The sequence below is a fragment of the Rhabdaerophilum sp. SD176 genome, assembly GCF_030143245.1.
Lineage (GTDB): Bacteria > Pseudomonadota > Alphaproteobacteria > Rhizobiales > Beijerinckiaceae > Rhabdaerophilum.
On sequence record NZ_JARJNS010000003.1, the window covers coordinates 82445 to 104834 of the forward strand.

24 protein-coding genes and 1 tRNA gene are annotated in these 22390 nt (G+C 63.4%); 19 read left to right on the forward strand and 6 right to left on the reverse strand.

All coding sequences use genetic code 11. From position 1 onward, the window contains the following. Positions 1-14: 14 nt before the first annotated feature. Together soxZ and soxY are read right to left on the reverse strand one after the other, a co-directional pair. Entirely contained in the window at positions 15-344 is a 330-nt protein-coding gene (soxZ, locus tag P0652_RS07185; protein ID WP_284178112.1) for a thiosulfate oxidation carrier complex protein SoxZ, read from the reverse strand. Positions 345-362: 18 nt separating this feature from the next. Further along, entirely contained in the window at positions 363-824 is a 462-nt protein-coding gene (soxY, locus tag P0652_RS07190; RefSeq protein ID WP_284178114.1) for a thiosulfate oxidation carrier protein SoxY, read from the reverse strand. Positions 825-1008: 184 nt separating this feature from the next. Between soxY and soxA the strand changes: the two genes are divergently transcribed. From soxA to phoB, 14 genes are all read left to right on the forward strand, one after another. Next, positions 1009-1824, forward strand: a complete 816-nt coding sequence (gene soxA / locus P0652_RS07195) for a sulfur oxidation c-type cytochrome SoxA (RefSeq protein WP_502947481.1) — start codon at positions 1009-1011, stop codon at positions 1822-1824. 12 nt (positions 1825-1836) lie between these two features. Then, positions 1837-2454, forward strand: coding sequence for a sulfur oxidation c-type cytochrome SoxX (gene soxX / locus P0652_RS07200; RefSeq protein WP_284178115.1), 618 nt, complete (start codon positions 1837-1839; stop codon positions 2452-2454). Positions 2455-2525: 71 nt separating this feature from the next. Next, positions 2526-3821, forward strand: a complete 1296-nt coding sequence (locus P0652_RS07205) for a DUF3422 family protein (RefSeq protein WP_284178116.1) — start codon at positions 2526-2528, stop codon at positions 3819-3821. A 113-nt stretch (positions 3822-3934) separates the two neighbouring features. Continuing rightward, positions 3935-4276, forward strand: a complete 342-nt coding sequence (locus P0652_RS07210) for a thioredoxin fold domain-containing protein (protein ID WP_284178117.1) — start codon at positions 3935-3937, stop codon at positions 4274-4276. A gap of 3 nt (positions 4277-4279) precedes the next feature. Continuing rightward, complete coding sequence (locus P0652_RS07215; protein ID WP_284178118.1) at positions 4280-4642, forward strand: ArsR/SmtB family transcription factor; 363 nt, start codon at positions 4280-4282, stop codon at positions 4640-4642. Positions 4643-4655: 13 nt separating this feature from the next. Next, positions 4656-5729 (forward strand): YeeE/YedE family protein, encoded by a 1074-nt coding sequence (locus tag P0652_RS07220; protein ID WP_284178119.1) that lies wholly within the window; start codon positions 4656-4658, stop codon positions 5727-5729. A gap of 159 nt (positions 5730-5888) precedes the next feature. Further along, positions 5889-6914 carry a lysylphosphatidylglycerol synthase domain-containing protein gene (locus P0652_RS07225; protein WP_284178120.1) on the forward strand — a complete coding sequence of 342 codons (1026 nt, stop codon included), beginning with the start codon at positions 5889-5891 and terminating at the stop codon, positions 6912-6914. Beyond that, positions 6907-8223: an ATP-binding protein gene (locus P0652_RS07230; RefSeq protein WP_284178121.1), complete on the forward strand. Its 1317-nt coding sequence runs from the start codon at positions 6907-6909 to the stop codon at positions 8221-8223. Before P0652_RS07225 ends, P0652_RS07230 begins: the two co-directional genes overlap by 8 nt. 118 nt (positions 8224-8341) lie before the next feature. After that, positions 8342-9394 (forward strand): PstS family phosphate ABC transporter substrate-binding protein, encoded by a 1053-nt coding sequence (locus P0652_RS07235; protein WP_284178122.1) that lies wholly within the window; start codon positions 8342-8344, stop codon positions 9392-9394. 78 nt (positions 9395-9472) lie between these two features. Beyond that, on the forward strand, positions 9473-10840 hold the full coding sequence (gene pstC / locus P0652_RS07240; protein WP_284178123.1) for a phosphate ABC transporter permease subunit PstC: 1368 nt from the start codon (positions 9473-9475) through the stop codon (positions 10838-10840). Between the two features lie 7 nt (positions 10841-10847). Beyond that, positions 10848-12581: a phosphate ABC transporter permease PstA gene (gene pstA / locus P0652_RS07245; RefSeq protein WP_349774976.1), complete on the forward strand. Its 1734-nt coding sequence runs from the start codon at positions 10848-10850 to the stop codon at positions 12579-12581. A gap of 69 nt (positions 12582-12650) precedes the next feature. Then, on the forward strand, positions 12651-13427 hold the full coding sequence (gene pstB / locus P0652_RS07250) for a phosphate ABC transporter ATP-binding protein PstB (protein ID WP_284178558.1): 777 nt from the start codon (positions 12651-12653) through the stop codon (positions 13425-13427). A gap of 26 nt (positions 13428-13453) precedes the next feature. Then, on the forward strand, positions 13454-14167 hold the full coding sequence (gene phoU, locus P0652_RS07255) for a phosphate signaling complex protein PhoU (protein WP_284178125.1): 714 nt from the start codon (positions 13454-13456) through the stop codon (positions 14165-14167). 7 nt (positions 14168-14174) lie between these two features. Then, entirely contained in the window at positions 14175-14876 is a 702-nt protein-coding gene (gene phoB, locus P0652_RS07260; protein WP_284178126.1) for a phosphate regulon transcriptional regulator PhoB, read from the forward strand. A gap of 69 nt (positions 14877-14945) precedes the next feature. On the opposite strand, the gene P0652_RS07265 is transcribed toward phoB, so the two are convergent. After that, positions 14946-15425 (reverse strand): GcrA family cell cycle regulator, encoded by a 480-nt coding sequence (locus P0652_RS07265; protein WP_284178127.1) that lies wholly within the window; start codon positions 15423-15425, stop codon positions 14946-14948. A 506-nt stretch (positions 15426-15931) separates the two neighbouring features. Between P0652_RS07265 and P0652_RS07270 the strand changes: the two genes are divergently transcribed. From P0652_RS07270 to P0652_RS07280, 3 genes are read left to right on the forward strand one after another with little or no spacing between them, the layout of a single operon-like run. Continuing rightward, positions 15932-17113, forward strand: a complete 1182-nt coding sequence (locus tag P0652_RS07270) for an aspartate aminotransferase family protein (RefSeq protein ID WP_284178559.1) — start codon at positions 15932-15934, stop codon at positions 17111-17113. Positions 17114-17137: 24 nt separating this feature from the next. Next, on the forward strand, positions 17138-18085 hold the full coding sequence (gene argF, locus P0652_RS07275) for an ornithine carbamoyltransferase (protein ID WP_284178128.1): 948 nt from the start codon (positions 17138-17140) through the stop codon (positions 18083-18085). Continuing rightward, positions 18085-19047, forward strand: coding sequence for an Hsp33 family molecular chaperone (locus P0652_RS07280; RefSeq protein WP_284178129.1), 963 nt, complete (start codon positions 18085-18087; stop codon positions 19045-19047). The genes argF and P0652_RS07280 overlap by 1 nt, the downstream gene beginning before the upstream one ends. Positions 19048-19059: 12 nt before the next feature. On the opposite strand, the gene apaG is transcribed toward P0652_RS07280, so the two are convergent. Continuing rightward, a complete protein-coding gene (gene apaG, locus P0652_RS07285) occupies positions 19060-19452 on the reverse strand; it encodes a Co2+/Mg2+ efflux facilitator ApaG/CorD (protein ID WP_284178130.1) in 393 nt (130 codons plus the stop codon). Positions 19453-19663: 211 nt separating this feature from the next. Here apaG and P0652_RS07290 point away from each other — a divergent pair, with 211 nt between their 5' ends. Beyond that, the gene (locus tag P0652_RS07290) at positions 19664-20752 is read left to right on the forward strand and encodes a 2'-deoxycytidine 5'-triphosphate deaminase (protein ID WP_284178131.1); all 1089 of its coding nucleotides are present in this window, start codon (positions 19664-19666) and stop codon (positions 20750-20752) included. Between the two features lie 45 nt (positions 20753-20797). Here P0652_RS07290 and P0652_RS07295 read toward each other — a convergent pair whose 3' ends face one another. Then, a complete protein-coding gene (locus tag P0652_RS07295; protein ID WP_284178132.1) occupies positions 20798-21589 on the reverse strand; it encodes an ion transporter in 792 nt (263 codons plus the stop codon). Between the two features lie 164 nt (positions 21590-21753). Here P0652_RS07295 and P0652_RS07300 point away from each other — a divergent pair. Next, a tRNA-Gly gene (locus tag P0652_RS07300) sits at positions 21754-21827 on the forward strand. Positions 21828-21866: 39 nt separating this feature from the next. On the opposite strand, the gene P0652_RS07305 is transcribed toward P0652_RS07300, so the two are convergent. Next, the gene (locus P0652_RS07305; protein ID WP_284178133.1) at positions 21867-22361 is read right to left on the reverse strand and encodes a Csu type fimbrial protein; all 495 of its coding nucleotides are present in this window, start codon (positions 22359-22361) and stop codon (positions 21867-21869) included. Positions 22362-22390 lie beyond the last annotated feature (29 nt).

A 22390-nucleotide genomic window follows, 5' to 3' on the forward strand; every position in this document is an offset into this window, starting at 1 on the left:
CGGATGCTGCGGGATTAGGCGACCGTCAGCTTGGCCTTGGACTCGTAGACCGAGCCATCGTCATCCTTCCAGGAGAAGGCGAACTCGCCGCTTTGCGAGGCGCGGAAGAACATCGACTGGTACGGATTCGCCGAGACGGAGGGATGCCAGGTCGCCTCGAAGAACACCTTGCCGTTGAAGGCGGCGGTGAACGTATGGATGATCTTGCGCGGGATGGTCTTGCCATCGGCAGATCGACGCTGGCCGGATTCCATCTCGTGGCTGATCAGCGTCTTGATTTCGATGATCTCGTCCTTCTTGGCATTGGCCGGGACGCGAACGCGGGGAGTGGGCTTGTTGCTCATGATCGTGTCTCGCTTCTCTCAGCCGCCGCAACCGCCGATGGTAACCTTCACTTCCGATTTGGCCGTGAAGAGCTTGCCATCCGCCATTTCCGCGATGCAGACGATGTTCTGCGTCTGCGCGAGGCGCATGCGTGCCGAAGCGGCTGCGCGGCCGCTTTCCGGCGTGAACTTGTAGCTCACGATGCCGGGCAGCGGGTTGCCATCGGCGAAGACATGCACCGACTTCACATGGTCGGCGGCGGTCATCGGGCTTTCGACTTCCACATTGATTGGCACGACAAGGCCATTCTCGGCAATCTGCGGAACGTCGAGCTTGATCTTGCCTGCCTCGGCCTTCTTGTCGCCGTAGAGCTTCTTGATCTCCGCTTCGACGGCGGCGGCATCGGCAAAGGCCAGTGACGGGGCAATCGCTGCCGCCGCAAAGCTGGCCATGCCGGCGATCAGGGTTTCCCGGCGCGTCTGCGCCGCACGCTGTGCCATCAGGCATCTCCTTGTTTTTTTGAGAGCGACATCTTGACGGATGCAACGCTCCTCCCTCAACCTAACATATAGAAACATAGTTTTTTTTGAATGTAAAGCGTGCTAGCGTCTGCCTTGCACAACCGAAATGAAGGTCGAACGGGGCAAAAGAATCCCGCCGACGACCCGGAAGAGGAGAGAAACGATGAGGGTGTTCATGGCCTTGGCCATGTCGGTCACGTTGGGGGCAGGGTTCGCCCATGCCCAGCAGGCGATCGACACCGAGAAGGAACTCGAGAAATACCGGCAGATGATGTCGGATCCGATGTCCAATCCCGGCTTCCTGAATGTTGACCGCGGCGAGGTGCTCTGGGCACAGAAGCGCGGCGCGAAGAATGTCTCGCTTGAAGGCTGCGACCTCGGCGAGGGGCCCGGAAAGCTCGAGGGTGCCTACGCGAAGCTCCCGCGCTTCTTTGCTGACACGGGCAAGGTGATGGATCTCGAGCAGCGCCTCAAGCACTGCATGGATACCATCCAGGGGCTGGATACGGCGGATATCGTGAAGCGCCGCTTCGGCAGGGTCGGGCAGACTTCGGACATGGAAGATCTCGTGGCTTTCATTGCCAACAAGTCGAGCGGCATGAAGTTCTCGGTACCGCTTTCCCATCCCAAGGAAAAGGAAGCCTTCGCAATCGGGCAGGAGCTCTTTTTCCGTCGCTCGGACTTTCAGGATTTTTCCTGCGCCACCTGCCATGCAGAGGAAAGCAAGCGGATCCGCCTGCAGGCCTTGCCGCAGCTGAACAAGCCCGGCAAGGATGCGCAGGCGACGATGGGCTCGTGGCCGACCTATCGCGTCAGCCAAAGCCAGACGCGGACAATGCAGCATCGCCTGTGGGACTGCTATCGCCAGATGCGCTCGCCGGAGCCCGTCTATCTCTCGGAAGGCCTCACCGCACTGACCCTGTATCTTGTGAAGCAGGCTGAGGGCGGTGAGATCCAGGTTCCGTCGATCAAGCGCTGAGGGAGATGGATCATGAAGAAACTCTCGATTTCTGTTTTCGCGCTTGCCGGCGCGCTCATCGTTGGCCCTGCCCATGCGCAGGATATGCCTAAGGTGGATGCCAAGCGCCTCGAGGAAGTCACGAAGGCCATGTGGCCCAAGACTCCCGAGGGCTGGGAGAAGCGCATTTCCTTCGACGAAACCCAGGCGATCTGCTCCCAATACCGCAACGATCTGCCCCAGGCCGAGTTCGACAAGGTCAAGGCGCGCGAATTGGCCACGGTCAAGTTCCCGGCCGACGGCAAGGTGCTCGGGGACTGGAAGGCTGGCCAGCGGGCCGCGAATAATGGCCGAGGCGGTACCTTCACGGACAAGCCGATGACCAATGGCGGAAACTGCTATGCCTGCCACCAGATGGACCGCTTCGAGCTCAGCTACGGGACGCTCGGGCCTTCGCTGGTCAATTATGGCAAGGATCGCAAGTTTGCGCCGGAAGAGGCCAAGGCCGCCTATGCGAAGATCTATAATTCGATGTCGGTCCTTCCGTGTTCGACCATGCCGCGATTCGGCTATCACGGCTTCCTGACGGAACAGCAGTTGAAGGACCTCACAGCTTTGCTGTTTGATCCGGAATCTCCGGTCAACAAGTAGCTTTTTTGCTGGAAAGCGACAGTATAGAGGGAGGCTATCCAGCCTCCCTTCTTCGTTTCATGGGGTTTTCCGTGCTGACCGTCGCCTCGACCCCGCCCTTCGCCCCGCATCCGGCGCGCCACGCGATTCTCTCCGAAGCCCATGCACGGCCTTTCTTCCGGCTCGAAACGCCAGCGCGCGTGCTCGGGCTCGCCTTCCTCCGCGGCACTGCCTCGCCGGAGCAGGTCCGTGAGCGGCTGGATGCCTTTGCGCGGAGCCATGGCGCGGCGCCGGCGCCGGCCTCGGCCCGGCATCACCGGATGAACCTGCCGCAGGGCCTGTTCCGGTGGGAGCAGCATACGGAATTCACCACCTATGTTTTCATGCTGGGCGGCGAGGCAGCCCGGTTTGACCTGACCGGGGGCGAGATCCTCGCGTCGCTCGCCTTGCCGGAGCAACCCGGCCCGCACATCGTCTCGGTCGACATGTCGCTGATCGGCGAGGACCAGGGCGATGCGGCGATGAGCCACGTCCAGTCGGGTGTGATCTCGGTCTCCGATGTCGAGGATGGCCGCGCCCGCGTCGCGTCGGACTTCGTGCCCGACGAGGCCGGGTTCGTGCGGTTTGTCATTGTCAATCGCGGCCTGCCCGACCGACGCCTCGGCTCGCTCGCCCGGGATGTGATGGAAATCGAGGTCTATCGCAACCTCGCTTTGCTCGGATTGCCGGAAGCACAACGGATCGGTCCGATCGTCCGCGAGGTCGAGAAGGGGCTTGCGGACCTCATGGGCGATCTTGTGCACCAGACCACGCTCAACGAAGGTGACGAGCTGCTGGCCCGCCTGACCAACATGACGGCACGCGTCGAGAGCGAGATCGCCACCACGAAATTCCGTTTCGGTGCAACGCGCGCCTATGGCGCGATCCTCAATGATCGGCTCTCGGCCTTCACGGTTCCGGCAAGCCAGGATGCGCCGACTGTCGAGGCCTTCCTGACAAGGCGCAACGCGCCGGCGCTCCGCACCTGCGAGACGATGGAGGCCAATCTTCTCGATCTTGCGGCGCGGCTGACGCGTGCTTCCGGGCTTCTCCGCACCCGCATCGACGTGGAACTCGCCAAGCAGAACAATGCGCTCCTGAGCGGAATGAGCGAGCGCACGCGCATGCAGCTCCGTCTGCAGCAGACGGTCGAGGGCCTCTCTGTTGCGGCGATCAGCTATTATGTGATCGGGTTGGTTGGCTATCTGCTCAAGGCCGGCAAGGAATCGGGATGGCTCCCGCTGCCACTGGATGTCGCGATCGGCCTGTCGGTTCCGCTGGTTGTCGCGGTCATGTGGGTCATCATGCGCCGGCTCCGTCGCCTTCATACCAGCGCCGACGGATTCTGAGGAGACTGGCCAACATATTCATCTTGCGCTATATCATGTGGATGCTGCCTTCCGTTTCCATCCTCCGCTGCTTCCGGCCATTCGCGCCCGTCAGGGCGTGGCTTGTCGGGATCATGCTGGCCTGGGCCGGGATGACAAACGGGCTTGCCGCCGAGCTGGTCATGTATGAGCGGCCGGGTTGCCCCTGGTGCGTGCGTTGGCACAAGGAAGTGGGCAGCATCTATCCAAAGACGCCGGAAGGCGCGCGCGCGCCGCTGAAGGCCGTGATGCTCGACCGGCAGTCACAATCCGCCTACCGCCTGAAGGAGCCGGTCTTCTACACGCCGACTTTTGTTCTGGTGGAAAAAGGGGAAGAAATTGGCCGGATAACCGGCTATATGGGGGACGACGCCTTCTGGAGCCTGATGAAGATGCTGGCTGGCAAGCTGGACTCGGAAGATCAAGCGGGAAAGTAACCAATGTCCTTGATTGAAGCAGGCCTTGAATCCGAACTGCGTGACGGCGACGAGTTCTCGCCTGAACTTGACCAGCTGATGCGCAAGGCCCGTAAGGCCAGCGATTTCCTGAAGGCGCTCAGCCATGAGAACAGGCTGTTGCTGCTCTGCCTCCTCTCGGAGAAGGAACGCTCGGTCAGCGACCTCGAGAACATCCTGTCGCTGCGGCAGCCGACCGTGTCGCAGCAACTCGCGCGCCTCCGTCTCGACGGGCTGGTCACCACCCGGCGGGATGGCAAGACCATCTACTACAGCCTCGCCAACAATGATGTGCGTCAGGTGATCTCGATCATCTACAGCATCTTCTGCGACCCTCCCAAAACCTGAGGAACAGCACCGAATGCCTGCACTCGCCACCGGTCTGCTGGGATTCCTGACCGGGCTGGCCCTTGGCGCGATCATCTATCGCGCCCGTCTGTGCACATTCGGCGCGATCGAGGACGGCCTGATGGGGCAGGACTGGCGGCGCGCCAAGGTCTTCGGACTGGCCCTGGCAGTTGCCATTCTCCTGACCCAGGGCATGATCCTGTTTGATTTCCTCGATGCCAGCCGGACAACCTACCTGCCCCAATCCGTGCCTGTTGTCGGGCTGGTCATCGGCGGCGTGCTGTTCGGCATCGGCATGGCGCTTGTCGGCACCTGCGGCTTCGGCTCGCTGATCCGACTGGGCAGCGGCGATCTCCGCAGCCTTGTCGTGATCATTGTCTATGCACTCTTTGCCTACGCGATGTTGCGCGGCGTGCTGTCCGGCTTCCGCATCGGCATGATCGAGGGCTGGGCATGGCCCATGCCGGGGCCCAGCGCCTCGGACCTCGCAACGCAGATCCAACGGTTTGCCGGCCTTGACCTCCGCGCCGTGGTCAGTCTGGCCGTCATTGTGCTGCTCGTCCTGGCTGTACTGCGCGATCCGCGATTGCTGCGGGCCCGGCGGCTGCTGACAGCAGGTCTTACGCTCGGCGTTGCGGTGGCCATGGGCTGGGCTGCGAGCGGCTGGTGGAGCGACCCCTTCGACCTGCACCAGCGCGTGCAGAGCCTCACCTATGTCGCGCCGGTGGCCCGGGCGATGTTCGGCGTGCTTTCCGGGCAGGATGACTGGCTGGACTTCGGCGTGAGCAACGTGGCCGGCGTCGTGATCGGCGCCTTTGCTGCCAGCGTCCGGGCGGGCGAGTTCCGGTGGGAGGCCTTCGATGATCACCACGAGATGAAGCGGCATCTCGTCGGTGCCATCTGCATGGGCACAGGCGGTGTTCTGGCCGGGGGCTGCACCATTGGTCAGGGCCTGACCGCGGGCTCCCTGCTGGCCCTGTCGATGCCCGTTGCGATCCTGAGCATGTTCGTCGGGGCCCGGATCGGCATCGCGGTCCTGATGGGCGATGCCGGCGACTGGATGCGGCGTCTCGCCAGCCGGGCGTGACAGGGTGCGGCGCTCTGCCGCCATCGTGCGCACAAGCACCGCATCCTCACCATGATTCGGTCAGGAATTTCGGTTGATAGCCATCGCAACATCAACGATACGCTACGCCGGCATGAATGTCGGGCCCGAAAGCTCCAGGCTTCGGGAGCGGAAGAAAGGGTGAGCAACGTGGACCAAGCCGCCGCGCGGGAAGATTCCGCCGTCATGGCCCGTCGTGCCCGCTTCATGAAGATTGCCGGCACGCTCGCCAGTGCCGGGCTGTTCGCCGTGTCGCTGGCTGTCCTGTACTGGCTGATCACCGAACTGGATGCAGACGAAGTGAAGGCCGCTTTCGCGCGGGCGAAAAGCAGCCAGATCTGGCTCGCCCTGTTCTTCACGGCGGTCTCTTACCTGATGCTGACGGGGTATGACTGGGTGGCGCTGCCGGCCGTCACCACCCAGAAGGTCCGCTACAGGATCGCCGCGCTTGCCTCCTTCACCTCCTATGCCGTCAGCTTCACGCTCGGCTTCCCGCTGTTGACGGCCGCAACCGTGCGCTACTGGATCTATTCCAGTGTTGGGCTTGGTGCCCGGGCCATTGCCAGCCTGACACTGATCGCCGGGATCACCTTCTGGCTGGGGATGGGCGTGGTCCTTGCCACGGTCATGATCGTCCTTCCAGGCTCCGCCTCGACCTTCACGCGGCTGCCGCTGTCGATGAATGTCCTGATTGGGCTTGCCGTCCTCCTTGGCATCGCGATCTATCTTCTGGTCGTCAAGCGGGGTAACCGGACGCTGTCTGTCCAGGGCTGGCAGCTGCGCCTTCCCGGCGTGCGGATCACGTCGCGGCAGATGGCGCTGGGCGCCGCCGATGTTTGCGCCGGCGCGGCCGTTCTCTTTGTCCTGCTCCCACCGGATGCGCAGGTTCCGTTTGCGACCATGCTGGCCGCCTACGTCTTCGCCTGCACGCTCGGCATTGCCAGCCATGCACCCGGCGGTATCGGCGTCTTCGAGGCGACGATGCTGCTGGCCCTGCCGGGTGTCCCGCGGGAGCAACTGCTCGGCGCGCTTCTGGTCTACCGGCTCTGCTACTACGTCGTACCCTTTGTCCTCGCGCTGGTCCTGCTCGGGGTCCGCGAGTTGATGATCCGCGCCGGTATGCTGAAGCGACAGCTTTCGACCCCGGACGAGGGCGAGCATGTCTGACGCCAGCCCGCCATCCGATCCGGCAGAGGATGCACCGGTACCGCCCACGCTCCGCTCCCTCGTGATGCGTGCCAATGTCCTCCGCGTGCTGGCCATTGCCGCTTTGGGCGGGCTCCTGTTCATGGCGCATCTCTCCAGCCTGCCCTGGCTGGCGCATCTCCTCGCCCTTCTGGCGCTCGTCTTCGTCTGGCTAGGCTGGCGCACGCTCGAACCGTCCAGCTTGCGCCGGGCCGATCCGGTCCGCTCCATCCGCAATCCGCCGGACATGCGGCTGAACACGGTGCTGGATGCGATGACCTCGCCGACCATCCTGATCGATCACCGCGGCAACATGGTGCATGGCAATGCGGCTGCCATGCGGGCTCTTGCAGGCCTCCGGCTTGGACATCCGGTTTCGTTCGCGCTTCGGGCTCCGGCCATGCTTGCGGCGCTCGAGATGGTGATTGCCGGCCAGGCCGAAGCGCGGGCCGAAATCGTCGAACGCGTCCCGATCGAGCGGAGCTACGACATCATCATCCGCCGCCTCGGCCAGGGGCCCGTCCAACCGGCTAACGGCGTGGCCTATGCGGTCATCTTCATGACGGACACGACCGCTGCTCGCCGGCTTGAGGCGATGCGTGCGGATTTCGTGGCCAATGCGAGCCATGAATTGCGGACGCCGCTCGCCTCGATCCTCGGATTCATCGAGACCCTGCAAGGTCCGGCGCGGGACGATCCGGTGGCTCGGCGCAATTTCCTCGGGATCATGGAGCAGCAGGCGAGGCGCATGGCCCGGCTGATCGAGGATCTGCTTTCGCTCTCGAAAATCGAGCTGAATGCCCATATTCCGCCGGCGGCTTCGGTTGATCTCGCGCTGCTTCTCCGCTCCGTCTCCGATGCGCTGGGGGGGCTCGCCCGCGACCGGGGCGTCCAGCTTCATTTCGAGTTGGCCGAGGGCATGCCCCCGGTTGCGGGGGATCGCGACGAACTTGTCCGCGTCTTCGAGAACCTGATCGAGAACGCCATCAAATACGGCCAGAGCGGCGGCAGGGTGGACATCGGGCTCCAGAAGGTCGGAGAGGATCCGCCAGCCGAACTCGTTGTCCAGGTCCGCGATTACGGGCCGGGCATCGCCGAGGAGCATCTCCCGCGCCTGACCGAGCGCTTCTACCGGGCTGACGTTGCCGAAAGCCGCGTCCTCGGCGGAACCGGGCTTGGCCTGGCCATTGTCAAGCACATCGTGACCCGCCATCGCGGGCGACTGGCGATCTCCAGCACACTCGGAGAGGGCGCGGTCTTCTCGGTGACGCTGCCGACCACAAAAGATTGAAAACCACGTAGTTTCAACCGGTTGTACTGTCATCGTTTTGTCGTCACCGGCCTATAGAAGCGTTCGGACCGGCCGCATTTAAACCCCGCGCGGTCGGGCTAACAAGGAGAGTCCCGAGATGGGTTCGAAATTCCTCGGCGTGTCCGCGATCGCCCTCGCCATGGCCCTGAGCGCCGGCGTTGCTTCCGCACGCGACCAGATCCGTATCGTTGGTTCGTCGACCGTCTATCCGTTCACGACGGCGGTTGCCGAACAGCTTGGCAAGACCGGCGGTGTGAAGACCCCGGTGGTTGAATCCACCGGTACCGGCGGCGGCATGAAGATGTTCTGCGAAGGTGTCGGCGTCAACTTTGCCGATGCGACCAATGCCTCGCGCCGCATGAAGGCGGGCGAGTTCGCGAATTGCCAGAAGAACGGCGTCAAGGACATCATCGAACTGATGGTGGGCTATGATGGCCTGACGCTTTCGCATTCGAAGAAGTCGGCGCCGATGAAGCTGACCCGTGCCCAGGTGTTCCTTGCTCTGGCGAAGAACGTTCCGGGTCCGGATGGCAAGCTCATCCCGAACCCCTACAAGACCTGGAACCAGATCGACCCGTCGCTGCCGAACAAGCCGATCGAGATCCTGGGCCCGCCGCCGACCTCCGGTACGCGCGACTCGCTCCATGAGCTCGTGATGGAGCCGGGTGCCGAGCAGATCCCGGCCCTGAAGGCGCTGAAGGCTTCGGACCGCAAGGCTTTCGACGCCGCCTGGAAGACCATCCGTGAAGACGGTGCTTATGTCGAAGCCGGCGAGAACGACAACGTGATCGTCCAGAAGCTCGAAGCCAACCCGAATGCCTTCGGCGTGTTCGGCTTCTCCTTCCTCGAAGAGAACGCCGCGAAGATCCAGGGTGTGACGATTGACGGTGTCGTTCCGGAAATGGACTCGATCTCCTCGCTGAAGTATGGCCCGTCGCGTGAACTCTTCGTCTACGTGAAGAAGGCCCATGTCGGTGTCGTCCCGGGTCTTGACAAGTTCGCCCAGGAATATGTTTCGGATCGTGCGGCTGCCGAAGGCGGCTATCTCGAGAAGAAGGGCCTCGTCCCGGTTCCGAAGGCCAAGCTTGCCACCTCCAAGGCCAATGTCGCGGCCCTGAAGTCCATGACGGGCGAAGGTCTGCCGAAGTAAGGCAGCGGCCAGTAATGGCTTTATCGGCGAAATAAATCGGCGCCTGCGGGCGCCGATCCTTGCCAGCGGGGGTAGGCAGTGACAAGTTTATATTACGCGCTCATGATCGCGCTCGCCCTCGGGGCCTACTTCCTTGTCCGGAGCCGGGCGGCTGCGCTGGCCGGTGGCCAGACCCTTCATTCTCGCCCGAATTATCACGGCCTGCTCGCGGCGGCCCAGGTCATCATCCCGATGATCCTGATCCATTTCGTTGGATCCGTACTGTCCGCACGCTTCGTCGAGTATCAATCTCTCGTGGCTATGGATCCGGCCCTCCTGACGGACGAGTTGCGTCGGGGTGCGGCTTTCCGCGAGATCCGCGAATTTGCGAGCGGTCGAGGCGCCGCCAATGCCACCCAGGCGCTTCAGGCGGGCGCCGCGATGTACGCCTATCTTGCAGCGTTGACGAACTGGGCCGTCCTCGGCCTCGGCCTTGCCGTCGGCATCGCCATGTCCCTGTTTTCACTGCGCAGCATTTCTGGTGAGTTCCGTGCCCGGAACCGGTTCGAGCATGTCGTGCGCTATCTCCTGATGGCCTGCGCGACGGTCGCTGTCATCACGACGATCGGGATTGTCTTCTCGGTCCTGTTCGAGACGTTCCGGTTCTTCCAGAAGGTTTCGCCGGTCGATTTCCTCTTCGGCACCCATTGGTCACCCCAGACCGCGATCCGCGCGGACCAGGTGGGATCCTCGGGTTCGTTCGGGATGGTGCCGCTGCTCGTCGGGACCTTGCTTATTTCCTCCATCGCCATTTTCGTGGCCGGCCCGATTGGCCTCTTCGCCGCGATCTACATGGCCGAATATGCATCGCCGAAGTTCCGCGCCTGGGCCAAGCCGATCCTCGAGATCCTCGCCGGCATTCCCACCGTCGTGCTCGGCTTCTTCGCTGCCCTCACGGTTGCGCCGTTGATCCGCGAGGTCGGAACATCGCTTGGCCTGAGTGTCGCGTCGGAAAGCGCGCTCGCTGCCGGGCTCGTCATGGGCATCATGATCGTGCCCTTCGTCTCGTCCCTGTCGGATGACGTCATTACCGCGGTTCCGCAATCCCTGCGCGACGGCTCCTATGGTATGGGCGCGACCCGGTCTGAAACGATCAAGAAGGTTGTTCTCCCGGCCGCGCTTCCCGGCATCGTGTCCGCCTTCATGCTCGCCATCTCGCGCGCTGTCGGCGAAACGATGATTGTGGTCATGGCGGCGGGGCTTGCCGCGAACCTCTCGTTCAACCCGCTCGATGCCGTCACCACCTTCACGGTCCAGATCAAGACCATCCTTGTCGGCGACCAGGAATTCGATAGTGCCAAGACGCTGGCGGCCTTCGCCCTCGGCTTCGTGCTCTTCTTCTTCACGCTGACCCTTAACGTCATCGCGCTGGCGATCGTTCGGAAGTATCGGGAACAATATGACTGACACCTCGATGACTCCGCCCGCACCGGGCATCCGCACCTTCGATTACGGCTCCGACGAGGCGCAGGCGCGTGTGAAGCGGCGCTACCAGACAGAGGCACGCTTCAAGCTCTATGGCTTGCTGGCTGTTCTCTTCGCGGGCGCCTTCGTCTTCATCCTTCTCGCGGATATCGTCCGGAAGGGCATGCCAGCCTTCTTCGAGCATCGCGTCGTCCTGACGCTGGATCTCGATGCCAGCCTGATCGACCCGACGGGGCGTCGGGAAATCGATGCCCTGCGGAACGGTGACTACAACAAGATCGTCATGGACGCCTGGCGGGCCAACTTTCCCGAGGTAACCCAGCGCGCCGAACGCCGCCGGCTCGAGGCGCTGGTCTCGAGCGGTGCCGCCGATGACTTGCGGGCCGCGGTTATCCGTGACCCCGCGCTGATCGGCCAGAAGATCCGCTTCCCGATTCTCCTGTCGGACGATGCCGACCTCCATTTCAAGGGTCTGTCTTCCCGGATCTCTTCCGCTCCCGGGACCGGCGCACTCGATGTGAAGATCAACGGCCGGGAGGTCGAGCTGTCCGGATCCGGCCAGCCTTTCGCGGCCATTCTGGCCGATGTGAAGGCCGGCTTGATGCAGGATGCCGAGCGCATTGGCGCCGAACTGGCCCGTTTGCCGGCTTCCCAGCAGGGCGGCAACAACGCGGCGCTGGATGCCAGGCGTATCGAACTTGCCCAGCGTGTTGCTGAGCTCCGGCGCCGTGCTGGCGATGTCGGCAGCGCGGAAACGATCGACTTCTCCTCCATGCCCAGCCGGATCGTTCGGGCCGAGGGTGCTTCGATCCGGCTTCAGGAGATCGGAGCGAGCTCGGCCAAGGGCTTCCTCCTTGTGGCGCCGCAGCGTGAGATCTCCCGGATCGACTCCTGGACGGTTGCCACTTTTGCCACGCCGGAGAGCAACCGTAAGGCCAGCGACGCCGATATCGCCTGGCTTGAAACGCTTAATGGCCGCGGTGCCATCGAGAAGGCCTTTTCAACGCGCTTCTTCACCAGCGGTGACAGCCGCGAGCCCGAACTCGCCGGCATCCGTGGGGCCTTGATCGGTTCGGCCCTGACCCTCCTGGTCACGCTGATGGTCTGTCTGCCGCTCGGCGTCGGTGCTGCCGTCTATCTTGAGGAATTCGCTCCGAAGAACCGGTTCACCGATATTCTCGAGGTCAACATCAACAATCTCGCAGCCGTTCCGTCGATTGTTTTCGGCCTGCTCGGTCTCGCGATGTTCCTGAACTTTTTTGGCCTGCCACGCTCGGCGCCGCTGGTCGGCGGGTTGGTTCTGGCGCTGCTGGTCCTGCCGACGATCATCATCGCCAGCCGTGCGGCGCTGAAGGCCGTTCCGCCGTCCATCAAGGAAGCGGCGCTTGGCGTCGGTGCTTCGCATCAGCAGGCGATCTTCCATCATGTCCTGCCCCTGGCCATGCCCGGCATCATGACCGGCACGATCATCGGCATGGCGCATGCCCTGGGCGAAACCGCACCGCTGCTCATGATCGGCATGGTGGCCTTTATCGTCGACATCCCGCAGGCGATTACCGATCCTGGAACGGTGCTGCCGGTCCAGATCTACCTCTGGTCGGACTTGCCCGAGGTCGCCTTCCAGGCAAAGACCGCCGGGGCAATCCTCGTCCTGTTGGGCTTTCTCTTCGTCATGAATGGCGCGGCCATTCTCCTGCGGCGTCGCTTCGAGCGCCGCTGGTAATCGTGCGCGGCATAAACAAGGAAAGAGTCGATGTCCTTTGCATCTCCCATGATCCAGGAACAGGCGAACATGCCCGAACCCGCCGCCGCCGCCGCGAAAGTGGCTGCCCGCAATGTCAATGTCTATTACGGCGAAAAGCACGCACTGAAGGATGTCTCCGTCGATATCCCGGTGCGGGCGGTAACCTCGTTCATCGGTCCGTCCGGCTGCGGCAAGTCGACCTTCCTGCGCTGCATCAACCGGATGAATGACACGATTCCGATCTGCCGCGTGACCGGCGACATCACCATTGATGGCAAGGATATCTATGATTCCCGCCTCGACGTGGTGCTGCTTCGTGCCCGGGTGGGCATGGTTTTCCAGAAGCCCAATCCGTTTCCGAAGTCGATCTACGAGAATGTCGCCTATGGGCCCCGGCTCCACGGCATGGCTCGGAGCAAGACCGAGCTTGACGAGATTGTCGTCAACTCGCTCAAGCGCGCCAGCCTGTTCGAGGAAGTGAAGGATCGCCTTCAGGAATCCGGCACCGGCCTCTCGGGCGGCCAGCAGCAGCGCCTCTGCATCGCACGCGCGATCGCTGTCAGCCCGGAAGTCATCCTGATGGACGAGCCCTGCTCGGCGCTTGATCCGATTGCCACGGCGAAAATCGAGGAGCTGATCGACGAGCTGCGGAGCAACTTCACGATTGTCATCGTCACCCATTCCATGCAGCAGGCCGCGCGCGTTTCGCAGCGCACCGCCTTCTTCCACCTCGGCTCCCTCGTCGAGGAAGGATCGACCGAGCAGATCTTTACAAACCCGAAGGACAAGCGGACCCAGGATTACATTACCGGCCGCTTCGGCTGATTCTGCGGCGAGATGGAAAGCAGACAATGACCCAGCATATCGTGAGGGCCTATGACGAGGAGCTTGGCGCTCTTTCCGTCAAAATCAACCAGATGGGCGGCATTGCCGAGGCCATGCTGACAGATGCGATTGATGCCCTGGTGCGCCACGATGTGGGCAAGGCCCGGGGCGTTATCGAACGGGATGGCCAGCTTGATGCGTTGCAGAACGAGATCGAGGAACTTGCTGTTCTCGTGATCGCCAAGCGCCAGCCGATGGCGAATGATCTTCGCCATATCATGGGCACGATCCGCATTGCTTCCGATATCGAGCGGATCGGCGACCTGATGAAGAACATCGCCAAGCGTGTCACGGTGATGGAAGAGCGTTTCATCGGCACCCGGTCGCTGGCTGGCATCCAGCACATGGCCCATCTGGTTCTCGGCCAGGTCAAGGCCGTGCTGGACGGCTTCGCGCAGAAAAGCTCCGATCTCGCGCGTCATGTCTGGCTGCATGATGGCGAGGTGGATCAGCTCAACAATTCTCTGTTCCGCGAGCTGCTGACCTACATGATGGAAGATCCGCGTTCCATCACGTTCTCGACCCACCTGCTCTTCATCGCGAAGAACATCGAGCGTGCCGGTGATCATGCCACCAACATCGCCGAGACGGTCTTTTTCATCGAGACGGGGCAGCAATTGAGCGGCCCGCGCCCGAAAGGCGAATCCTCGGTTTTCGCGGTTTCCGCGCCGGGTAAGTGAGGCCGTTATGGCACCGCGCATCATGGTTGTGGAAGACGAGGAGGCGTTGGCCATCCTGCTGCGCTACAACCTGACTGCCGAGGGCTACGAGGTCGATCATGTGGCCCGCGGCGACGAAGCGGATCTCCGTCTCAAGGAAACCGTGCCGGACCTGCTGATTCTTGACTGGATGCTGCCGGCCCTGTCGGGCATCGAAATCTGCCGGCGCCTGCGGGCACGGCCGGAAACCGCTCGTCTGCCCGTCATCATGCTGACAGCGCGCGGCGAGGAATCGGAACGGATCCGCGGCCTCAGCCAGGGTGCCGATGACTACGTGGTCAAGCCTTTCTCGGTTCCCGAACTGGTTGCGCGGGTCCATGCCCTGCTCCGCCGGGTCAAGCCCGAGCATGTGGCCCATCGCCTTGTGATCGGCGATATCGAACTCGACCGGGTGACCAAGCGGGTTCGCCGTGCCGAGCGCGAATTGCATCTGGGACCGACCGAGTTCCGGCTGCTGGAATTCCTGATGAAGAGCCCGGGCCGGGTCTTCGCACGCGACCATCTCCTCGATTCCGTCTGGGGGCAGGATGTCTATGTCGACGAGCGCACCGTCGATGTCCATGTTGGCCGGCTGCGGAAAGTGCTGAACCGGCGCGGTCAGGCTGATCCGATCCGGACCGTGCGCGGCGCCGGTTACGCCTTCGACGAGACCTTCGGCCGCAAAGCCTGACAGTTTATGGCTCCAACGTCAGAAAGGGGGCGTTTCCGCCCCCTGTCGAATACCGGCATCGGAGAAAGATCAGCCGCCGCGCCGACGATCCCCCTGGGGCTGGAACGCGACCCGGGCATGCGCCTCGCAATAGGTCCGCCCCGCGCCGCAATCGGCGCCGCAATAGACGAAGTCAGCCTGGAGAGGATCGCCGATCGGCCAGCGGCAGAGGCCCTCGCGCAGTTCCATGATCGAGATCCGGCGGGAAATCGGGATCACGACATTGTCCCGCGCCGGCGCCACTTCGGCCACGGTCTCCATCATCTCGACCACGGCAAGGTTGCCACGGACAGAAATGGTTGCCGTGCGGGCCGCCGCCTTCACCACCTTGCGCGGGCGCGCCACGCTGGCCGGCTTGGCCTTGGCGCGGCCGGAAAGGCCGAGCCTGTGCACCTTGCCGATCACCGCATTGCGGGTCACGCCGCCAAGTTCTGCAGCAATCTGGCTGGCGCTCAACCCTTCGCTCCACAGTTTCTTCAACTGTTCGATGCGGTTGTCGTCCCACGACATTGTTGCCTCCTCGCCTTCCTGTGCGGTGCTCCGGCGGAATCCCTCACCGTGGCTCGCGAATAGGCGAGCAACCAACCGGAACATCCGGAGGGGGAATGCCTGACCCGAGACCCCACGCTGTGCCGACGCCTGTTGCTTGCCGACACCTTGTCTCTGCTCGCGACACTAGCCGAAGCTGCGTCCAAGGTTGAGACTCGACACTGCAACACCACCCGTTTTCAACAGGCATAATCAGGCGTCCTTCACCGCGCCCCTCGTGAGTCACAACTGTGGCAGCTGCGTGAATTATTGACTTTTCGACCGTTATCTCGCAAAGAAACAGCATGCCGCCCGGTCCGAGGCGGCCTTCTTTTTTGGCGAGGAATTTCGCCAAAGGCCGGCCGCAGATCGGGTCATCCGGTCAGCCGGCAGGCCCAACCCGGTAGGAGGGTATCATGAGCATGACGTCCAAAAGCGAAGCCGCACATCTCCCGGCCCGCGCTGGGCGATCGGCCACCTCCAGCCTGATGCCGACCTATGCCCGCGCCGCCCTTGAATTCGAGCGCGGCGAGGGCGCCTGGCTCTTCACACCGGATGGCCGGAAATATCTTGATTTCGGCAGCGGCATTGCCGTGAACGTGCTCGGCCATTCGCATCCGCATCTTGTCTCGGCGCTGGTCGGGCAGGCGCAGAAGCTTTGGCATGTCTCGAATATCTACAAGATCCCGGAAGGCGAGCGGCTGGCCGAGCGCCTGTGCGCGCTGACTTTCGCGGATCGCGTCTTCTTCACGAATTCCGGCGCGGAAGCGCTGGAATGCGCCATCAAGACCGCGCGGAAATACCACTCGGCCAACGGCCAGCCGAACCGCTACCGCATCATCACTTTCGAGGGCGCTTTCCATGGCCGCACCCTCGCGACCATTGCGGCGGGTGGCCAGCAGAAATATCTCGATGGCTTCGGCCCCAAGGTCGAGGGGTTTGATCAGGTCCCCTTCGGTGATCATGCGGCCCTGGAGGCCGCGATCGGGCCGGATACCGGCGCAATCCTGATCGAGCCGGTCCAGGGCGAGGGCGGGCTCCGTCCTGTGCCGCCGCAATGTCTGCGGGGCCTGCGCGAACTCTGCGACAAGCACGGCCTGCTGCTGGTCCTCGATGAGGTGCAGAGCGGCGTCGGCCGGACCGGCAAGCTCTTCGCGCATGAATGGTCGGGCATCCGCCCGGACATCATGGCGGTCGCGAAGGGCATTGGCGGAGGCTTCCCTCTCGGGGCCTGCCTCGCCACCGAGGAGGCTGCCAAAGGCATGGTGGCCGGCACCCATGGCTCGACCTATGGCGGCAACCCGCTTGCCATGGCGGTCGGCAATGCGGTGCTCGATGTTGTCTCCGCCCCCGACTTTCTCGAAAGGGTCCGGGAGACCGCCCGGGATTTCGCGCAGCGCCTGGCCGAGCTGAAGGATCACTATCCGGATATCGTCGAGGAGGTGCGCGGTTCCGGCCTGCTGATCGGCCTGAAGATGCGTGTGGCGAACACGGCTTTCGTGGCCGAGGGCCGCGAACAGGGCATCCTTACCGTCGGCGCCGGCGATAATGTCGTCCGGCTGCTGCCGCCGCTGATCATCGGCGAGCCTGAGATTCAGGAAGCCTATCGCCGGCTTGATGCCACCTGTGCGGCCCTTCGGTCGGCGCAGGCTCCGGCCAAGGCCAGCTGAACGATCAGAACTGGTGCGATACAGATGAGTTCTTCCTTCTCGCTTCCGGCCTCCCATAGGCATTTCCTTGACCTCGGCGACCTGCGCGCCGAGGAGATCCGCCACATTCTCGACGGCGCGCGCCGCATCAAGGCGCGCCGACGCATGCCCCAGCCGGGCGACAGGGTGCTGGCCGGCAAGTCCATCGCGATGATCTTCGAGCAGCCCTCGATGCGCACCCGCATGTCCTTCGACATGGCGATCCGCGAACTTGGTGGCGAGAGCATCATGGTGACCGGCAAGGAGATCGAACTCGGCGAGCGCGAGAGCATCGCCGATACCGCCCGTGTCCTGTCGCGCTATGTCGACGGCATCATGATCCGCATTCTCGACCATCGCCAGCTGGTCGAGCTGGCCGAGAATGCGACGATCCCCGTGCTCAACGGCCTGACCAAGACCTCGCATCCCTGCCAGGTCATGGCCGATGTCCTCACTTTCGAGGAGCATCGCGGCCCGATTGCCGGCCGGACTGTCACCTGGGTTGGTGACAGCAATAACGTCCTGCGCTCCTGGATCGAGGCGGCCGGCCGTCTCGGCTTCTCGATGCGGGTCGCCACGCCCGAGGAATTGCAGCCCAAGGCCGATCTCATTGACTGGGCGCGCACCAACAAGGTCGATCTCCGCCTCATGCGCAGCCCGCAGGAAGCCGTGGAGGGAACCGATTGCGTCGTCGCCGATGCCTGGGTCTCGATGGGCGACAAGGATGCCGGCCGGCGGCACAACCTTCTCCGGCCCTATCAGGTCAATGCAGAGCTGATGCGGGTTGCCGGGCCGCAGGCCATCTTCATGCATTGCCTGCCGGCCAAGCGCGGCGAGGAAGTGACCGACGAGGTCATGGATGGGCCGCAATCGGTGGTCTTCGACGAGGCGGAGAACCGCCTGCACGCCCAGAAGGCCATCCTGGCCTGGGCCTATGGCGAGAGCTTTGCCTGATGGCCGTGGAGGCATCCCCGGGTTCGGGTTCGATCTTCGGCGCAGATGACATCGTGCTCCCGTTCCATGTGGAGCCACTGGATACGCGTGGCCGTGCCATACGGCTCGGTCGGGTGCTGAACGAGATCATGGCCCGTCATGCCTATCCCCCTGCGGTGGAGCGCTTGCTGGCCGAGGCGATCGCGCTGACGGCGCTGATGGGCTCGTCGCTGAAATTCGACGGGCGCTTCCAGCTCCAGACAAAGACCGACGGCCCTGTTTCCCTGCTGGTCGTTGATCTGGGCACGCCGTCATCGCTGCGGGCCTATGCGCGCTTCGATGCCGAGCGGGTTACCGCGGCGGGAGAGCGCGCGGATGCCGCCACCCTGCTCGGGCATGGCTATCTCGGTTTCACCGTCGAGCAGAGCGCGTTCCAGTCCCGCTATCAGGGCATTGTCGCGCTTGAGGGACAGGGCCTTGAAGCTGCGGCCATGCAGTATTTCCGGCAATCCGAGCAGATCCCCACCGCCTTGCGCATTGCCGTGGCCGAGCATCAGCAGGCCGGCGGTCAGCGTCAGTGGCGGGTCGGCGGCGTGCTGGCACAATTCCTTCCCGCAGCACCGGAGCGGATGCGGCAGGCCGATCTCGATCCCGGGGATGCGCCGGCCGGCACGATCCGGCATGTGGTGCCCGAAGATGATGCGTGGATCGAGGCGCGTGCCCTTGTCGAGACCACCGAGGATATCGAGCTGGTTGATCCAGGCCTGGGCCTCGATCGCCTGCTCTACCGCCTGTTCAATGAACGCGGTGTCTCGGTTTCCGAGCCGATCCGCATGGAGGATCAATGCCGTTGCTCCGAGGCGCGGATCCGCGAGACATTGACCCAGTTCCCGGATTCGGATCTCGCGGAGATGCGTGAGGAGGATGGTGCGATCGCCGTGACCTGCGAGTTCTGCAGCCGCCGGTATCGCCTCGCCCTCTGATGGGCCCGCCTGTCAGTTCAGCACGCGGCGATCTGCTGGCATGTCCAGCGAGAAGGCCGGGATCTCGACCTCGAAACGCTCGCCGCTGGCCGACACCATCTCATAGGTGCCGACCATGATACCGTGCGAGGTCGTCAGCGGGCAACCGGAGGCATAGCGATAGAGATCGCCTGGCCGCAGGATCGGCTGCTCGCCGACCACGCCGAGGCCGCGCACATGCTGAACCTGCCCGTCGGCATCGGTGATGATCCAGTGCCGCGCCCTGAGCTGGACTGTCTCGGTCGACAGGTTGCGGATCTCGATGGCATAGGTCCAGAAGAACTGGCCGGCCTCACGACGCGATCGCTCCGGCGAGAATTCCGGTTCGACGGTCACCTCGATCCCTCGCGTGCTCTTGCGGTACATGGCGCCCCTCATCCTGCCCGCGCGAAACCGGGCATGACCATGCCGAGCGCCATCCCGCCCGTCAATGGCGGAATCGGTGCCCCGCAAGCCCGGGCCTCTGGGCATAAGTCGTCGGAGATCTGTGGGCATTCGCCTGCGCGCTCCGCCGAAGCTTGTCACCGGGAGGGCAGTCCTGTAGCCAGAACCGGAATAAGGGAGATCAGGTTTGCCAATGCCGGCGCCGGGGATTTATTCGGATGCGATGATCGAAGGCCTCGTCGAGGCTGGCGCCATCCGCATTCCCGAGCCACTGGCCCCGGGGCAGGTGCAACCGGCAAGCCTGGATCTGCGCCTCGGCCGCCGCTGCTGGCGCATGCGGGCGAGTTTCCTGCCCGGCCATGGCGGCGATGTCGCCAGCCGGATCCGCGATTATGCCCTGCACGAAATCGACCTGACGCAGGGCGCCGTGCTGGAGACCGGCTGCGTCTATGTGGCCGAAATCCTCGAATCGGTGCGCCTGCCCGAAGGATTGGCCGCCTCCGCCAATCCGAAAAGCTCTACCGGGCGCCTCGATGTCTTCACCAGGGTGATCACTGACGGTGCTGCCGCATTCGATGTTGTTGCGGCGGGCTATGACGGACCGATCTTTGCCGAAATCTCGCCGCGCACCTTCCCCGTTCTGGTGCGTCAGGGCAGCCGGCTGTCACAGCTACGCTTCCGTAGCGGCCAGCCGCGGATCGATGATGTCGCGCTGAAGGCCCTTCACCAGCGCGAGCGGCTGGTCGACCGCGATTCCGCGCTCATCCAGGACGGGGTCGTGCTGTCGGTCGATCTCTCCGGTTTCGGTGGAACCTCGCTCGTCGGCTATCGGGGCAAGCGCCATACCGGCCTCATCGATGTTGATCGTGTCGGCGCCTATCGGGTCGAGGATTACTGGGAGCCGATCTCGCTGCATGACCGGCGCGAACTCGTGCTCGATCCGGATGAGTTCTATATCCTTGCTTCAAAGGAAGCGGTCCATGTCCCGCCGGATCATGCGGCGGAAATGGTCCCTTTCGATGCGATGATGGGCGAATTCCGCGTCCATTATGCCGGTTTCTTCGACCCCGGTTTCGGCCATGCCGCAGCCGGCGGCGCCGGCGCCCGGGCCGTGCTGGAAGTACGCTCGCGCGATGTGCCCTTCATTCTCGAGGACGGACAGGTTGTTGGCCGCCTGATCTACGAGCGCATGGCCGGTCCGCCGAAACGACTTTACGGCGCAGGCCTTGCCTCCAACTATCAGGCACAGGGCCTCAAGCTGTCCAAGCATTTCCGGAGCTGAGCCTCTTCTGCGGAAGGCGCTCCGGTTTTCCTGCCATGCGGGCTTTCAGCCCTGCCCACGCTCCCGCGCCTCGAGCGCGTCAAGCTTCGTGCGGATCTGCTGCAGCTCCGTCAGCATGGTTTCCATCAAGGCAGGATCGTGCAGCAATTGTTTCTGGTCGCTGGCGCGTTCGTCATCGAGCGCCGTGACGACGACGCCGATGAAGAGGTTGAGCATCATGAAGGCTGACAGCAGGATGAAGAGCACGAAATAGGTGATGGCATAGGGGTGCTTCTCCATCAGCGGTTTGACAATTCCGTTCGACCAATCGTCGAAAGTCATGACCTGGAACAGCGTGTAGGCGGTCTGTCCGAGCGAGCCGAACTGCTCCGGGGCTGTTCCGCCGAACAGCTTCGTGCCCATCACGGCGAAGACATAATAGATCAGCAGCATCAGCAGGCTGATCGACCCCATTCCCGGCATGGCGCCGATCAGACCGGCGACGACCCGCCGAAGCGAAGGCAGCATCGTCACCAGCCGGAGGACGCGCAGCACGCGCAGTGCCCGCAGCACCGAGAGCGATTCCGTGGCCGGCACCAGCGCGATGCCGACAACCAGCATGTCGAACACGCTCCACGGGTCCTTCAGGAAGTTCCGGCGGTGCACGGCCATCCGGGCGAGCAATTCGACGACGAAGATGTTGAGCAGCAGGGCATCCAGCGCATGGAGCATGGGGCCATACTGGGCCATCATGGTCTGGCTGGTCTCGAGGCCGAGCGTTACCGCGTTGAGAACGATCAGCCCGATGACGATCCGCTCCGTCAGCGGATTGGTGACGATCGAATGGAGCAGCGACATCGTATTCCCCTTGCAGCCTCGCCTTCTGGATAGGGCAGCGCAGGCTCCCCGGCGAGGGGGAAGGCGCATCGGCCAGGGATTTATACGCAGTGAAATCCACCGCGCCGGTTCCGCGCTGCAACACCCTTGCCTTTCGCGGGGCAACCGGTTTATGTCGCCTCCGCGCGGGTATGATGTAATGGTAGCCTGTCAGCTTCCCAAGCTGAACGCGCGGGTTCGATTCCCGCTACCCGCTCCAGCTCTTCCGATATTTGGCCTCACGGCTCTTGTGGCGCGACTAGAAGGTGATCACCATCATCGGTGGTGCGCTTGGCGTCTCCGGGACCATTGTGCCCGAGGGAGTCTCCGGCTGTATGGACGGGATTATCAGTCGGGACGGGCTGTTCGTAAGGCTCAGCGGGGAATCCTGAGCCAAGCGATCGTCGAGCCGCGGGTTGAACGGCGCAGTCCCTAAAGGGGCGGGCCGAATGGCCGGGCGCGACGACCGCAGCGAATCTCGGCTCCAGGCAAGTGAAAACGGCGTGCTTTGGCTGCAGCGAACAAGGACGGCGCCGCTTGTCTCCCCCGTGAGAACCATGCGCTCGATATCGCCGGCCTGGAAGGATGGCACAGTCCGGATCAGGCATTGTCCGAGGATGGTGAGGCTCACTTCGAGGGTGCCGGTGCGCGTCGCCGCTGTTGCGCCCGGCAATGGCAGGGCAACGGGCAGGGCAGCCAACGCCAGAGCAGTGATGCCTGCGCGCCATTGCGGCAGGGTTTCGGTGATACCCAAGGCCAAGGCTCCAAGAAACGATCGTTGCA

Bases quoted from the DNA above. Each gene is read 5' to 3' on its own strand.
- apaG (WP_284178130.1), bottom strand. From the start codon at position 19,452: ATGTACCGCAAGAGCACGCGAGGGATCGAGGTGACCGTCGAACCGGAA.
- P0652_RS07270 (WP_284178559.1), top strand. From the start codon at position 15,932: ATGCCGACCTATGCCCGCGCCGCCCTTGAATTCGAGCGCGGCGAGGGC.
- phoU (WP_284178125.1), top strand. From the start codon at position 13,454: ATGACCCAGCATATCGTGAGGGCCTATGACGAGGAGCTTGGCGCTCTT.
- P0652_RS07295 (WP_284178132.1), bottom strand. From the start codon at position 21,589: ATGTCGCTGCTCCATTCGATCGTCACCAATCCGCTGACGGAGCGGATC.
- P0652_RS07280 (WP_284178129.1), top strand. From the start codon at position 18,085: ATGGCCGTGGAGGCATCCCCGGGTTCGGGTTCGATCTTCGGCGCAGAT.
- P0652_RS07265 (WP_284178127.1), bottom strand. From the start codon at position 15,425: ATGTCGTGGGACGACAACCGCATCGAACAGTTGAAGAAACTGTGGAGC.
- P0652_RS07235 (WP_284178122.1), top strand. From the start codon at position 8,342: ATGGGTTCGAAATTCCTCGGCGTGTCCGCGATCGCCCTCGCCATGGCC.
- soxZ (WP_284178112.1), bottom strand. From the start codon at position 344: ATGAGCAACAAGCCCACTCCCCGCGTTCGCGTCCCGGCCAATGCCAAG.
- pstA (WP_349774976.1), top strand. From the start codon at position 10,848: ATGACTCCGCCCGCACCGGGCATCCGCACCTTCGATTACGGCTCCGAC.
- P0652_RS07220 (WP_284178119.1), top strand. From the start codon at position 4,656: ATGCCTGCACTCGCCACCGGTCTGCTGGGATTCCTGACCGGGCTGGCC.
- P0652_RS07230 (WP_284178121.1), top strand. From the start codon at position 6,907: ATGTCTGACGCCAGCCCGCCATCCGATCCGGCAGAGGATGCACCGGTA.
- P0652_RS07210 (WP_284178117.1), top strand. From the start codon at position 3,935: ATGCTGGCCTGGGCCGGGATGACAAACGGGCTTGCCGCCGAGCTGGTC.
- P0652_RS07290 (WP_284178131.1), top strand. From the start codon at position 19,664: ATGCCGGCGCCGGGGATTTATTCGGATGCGATGATCGAAGGCCTCGTC.
- P0652_RS07215 (WP_284178118.1), top strand. From the start codon at position 4,280: ATGTCCTTGATTGAAGCAGGCCTTGAATCCGAACTGCGTGACGGCGAC.
- phoB (WP_284178126.1), top strand. From the start codon at position 14,175: ATGGCACCGCGCATCATGGTTGTGGAAGACGAGGAGGCGTTGGCCATC.
- soxX (WP_284178115.1), top strand. From the start codon at position 1,837: ATGAAGAAACTCTCGATTTCTGTTTTCGCGCTTGCCGGCGCGCTCATC.
- soxA (WP_502947481.1), top strand. From the start codon at position 1,009: ATGAGGGTGTTCATGGCCTTGGCCATGTCGGTCACGTTGGGGGCAGGG.
- argF (WP_284178128.1), top strand. From the start codon at position 17,138: ATGAGTTCTTCCTTCTCGCTTCCGGCCTCCCATAGGCATTTCCTTGAC.
- pstB (WP_284178558.1), top strand. From the start codon at position 12,651: ATGCCCGAACCCGCCGCCGCCGCCGCGAAAGTGGCTGCCCGCAATGTC.
- soxY (WP_284178114.1), bottom strand. From the start codon at position 824: ATGGCACAGCGTGCGGCGCAGACGCGCCGGGAAACCCTGATCGCCGGC.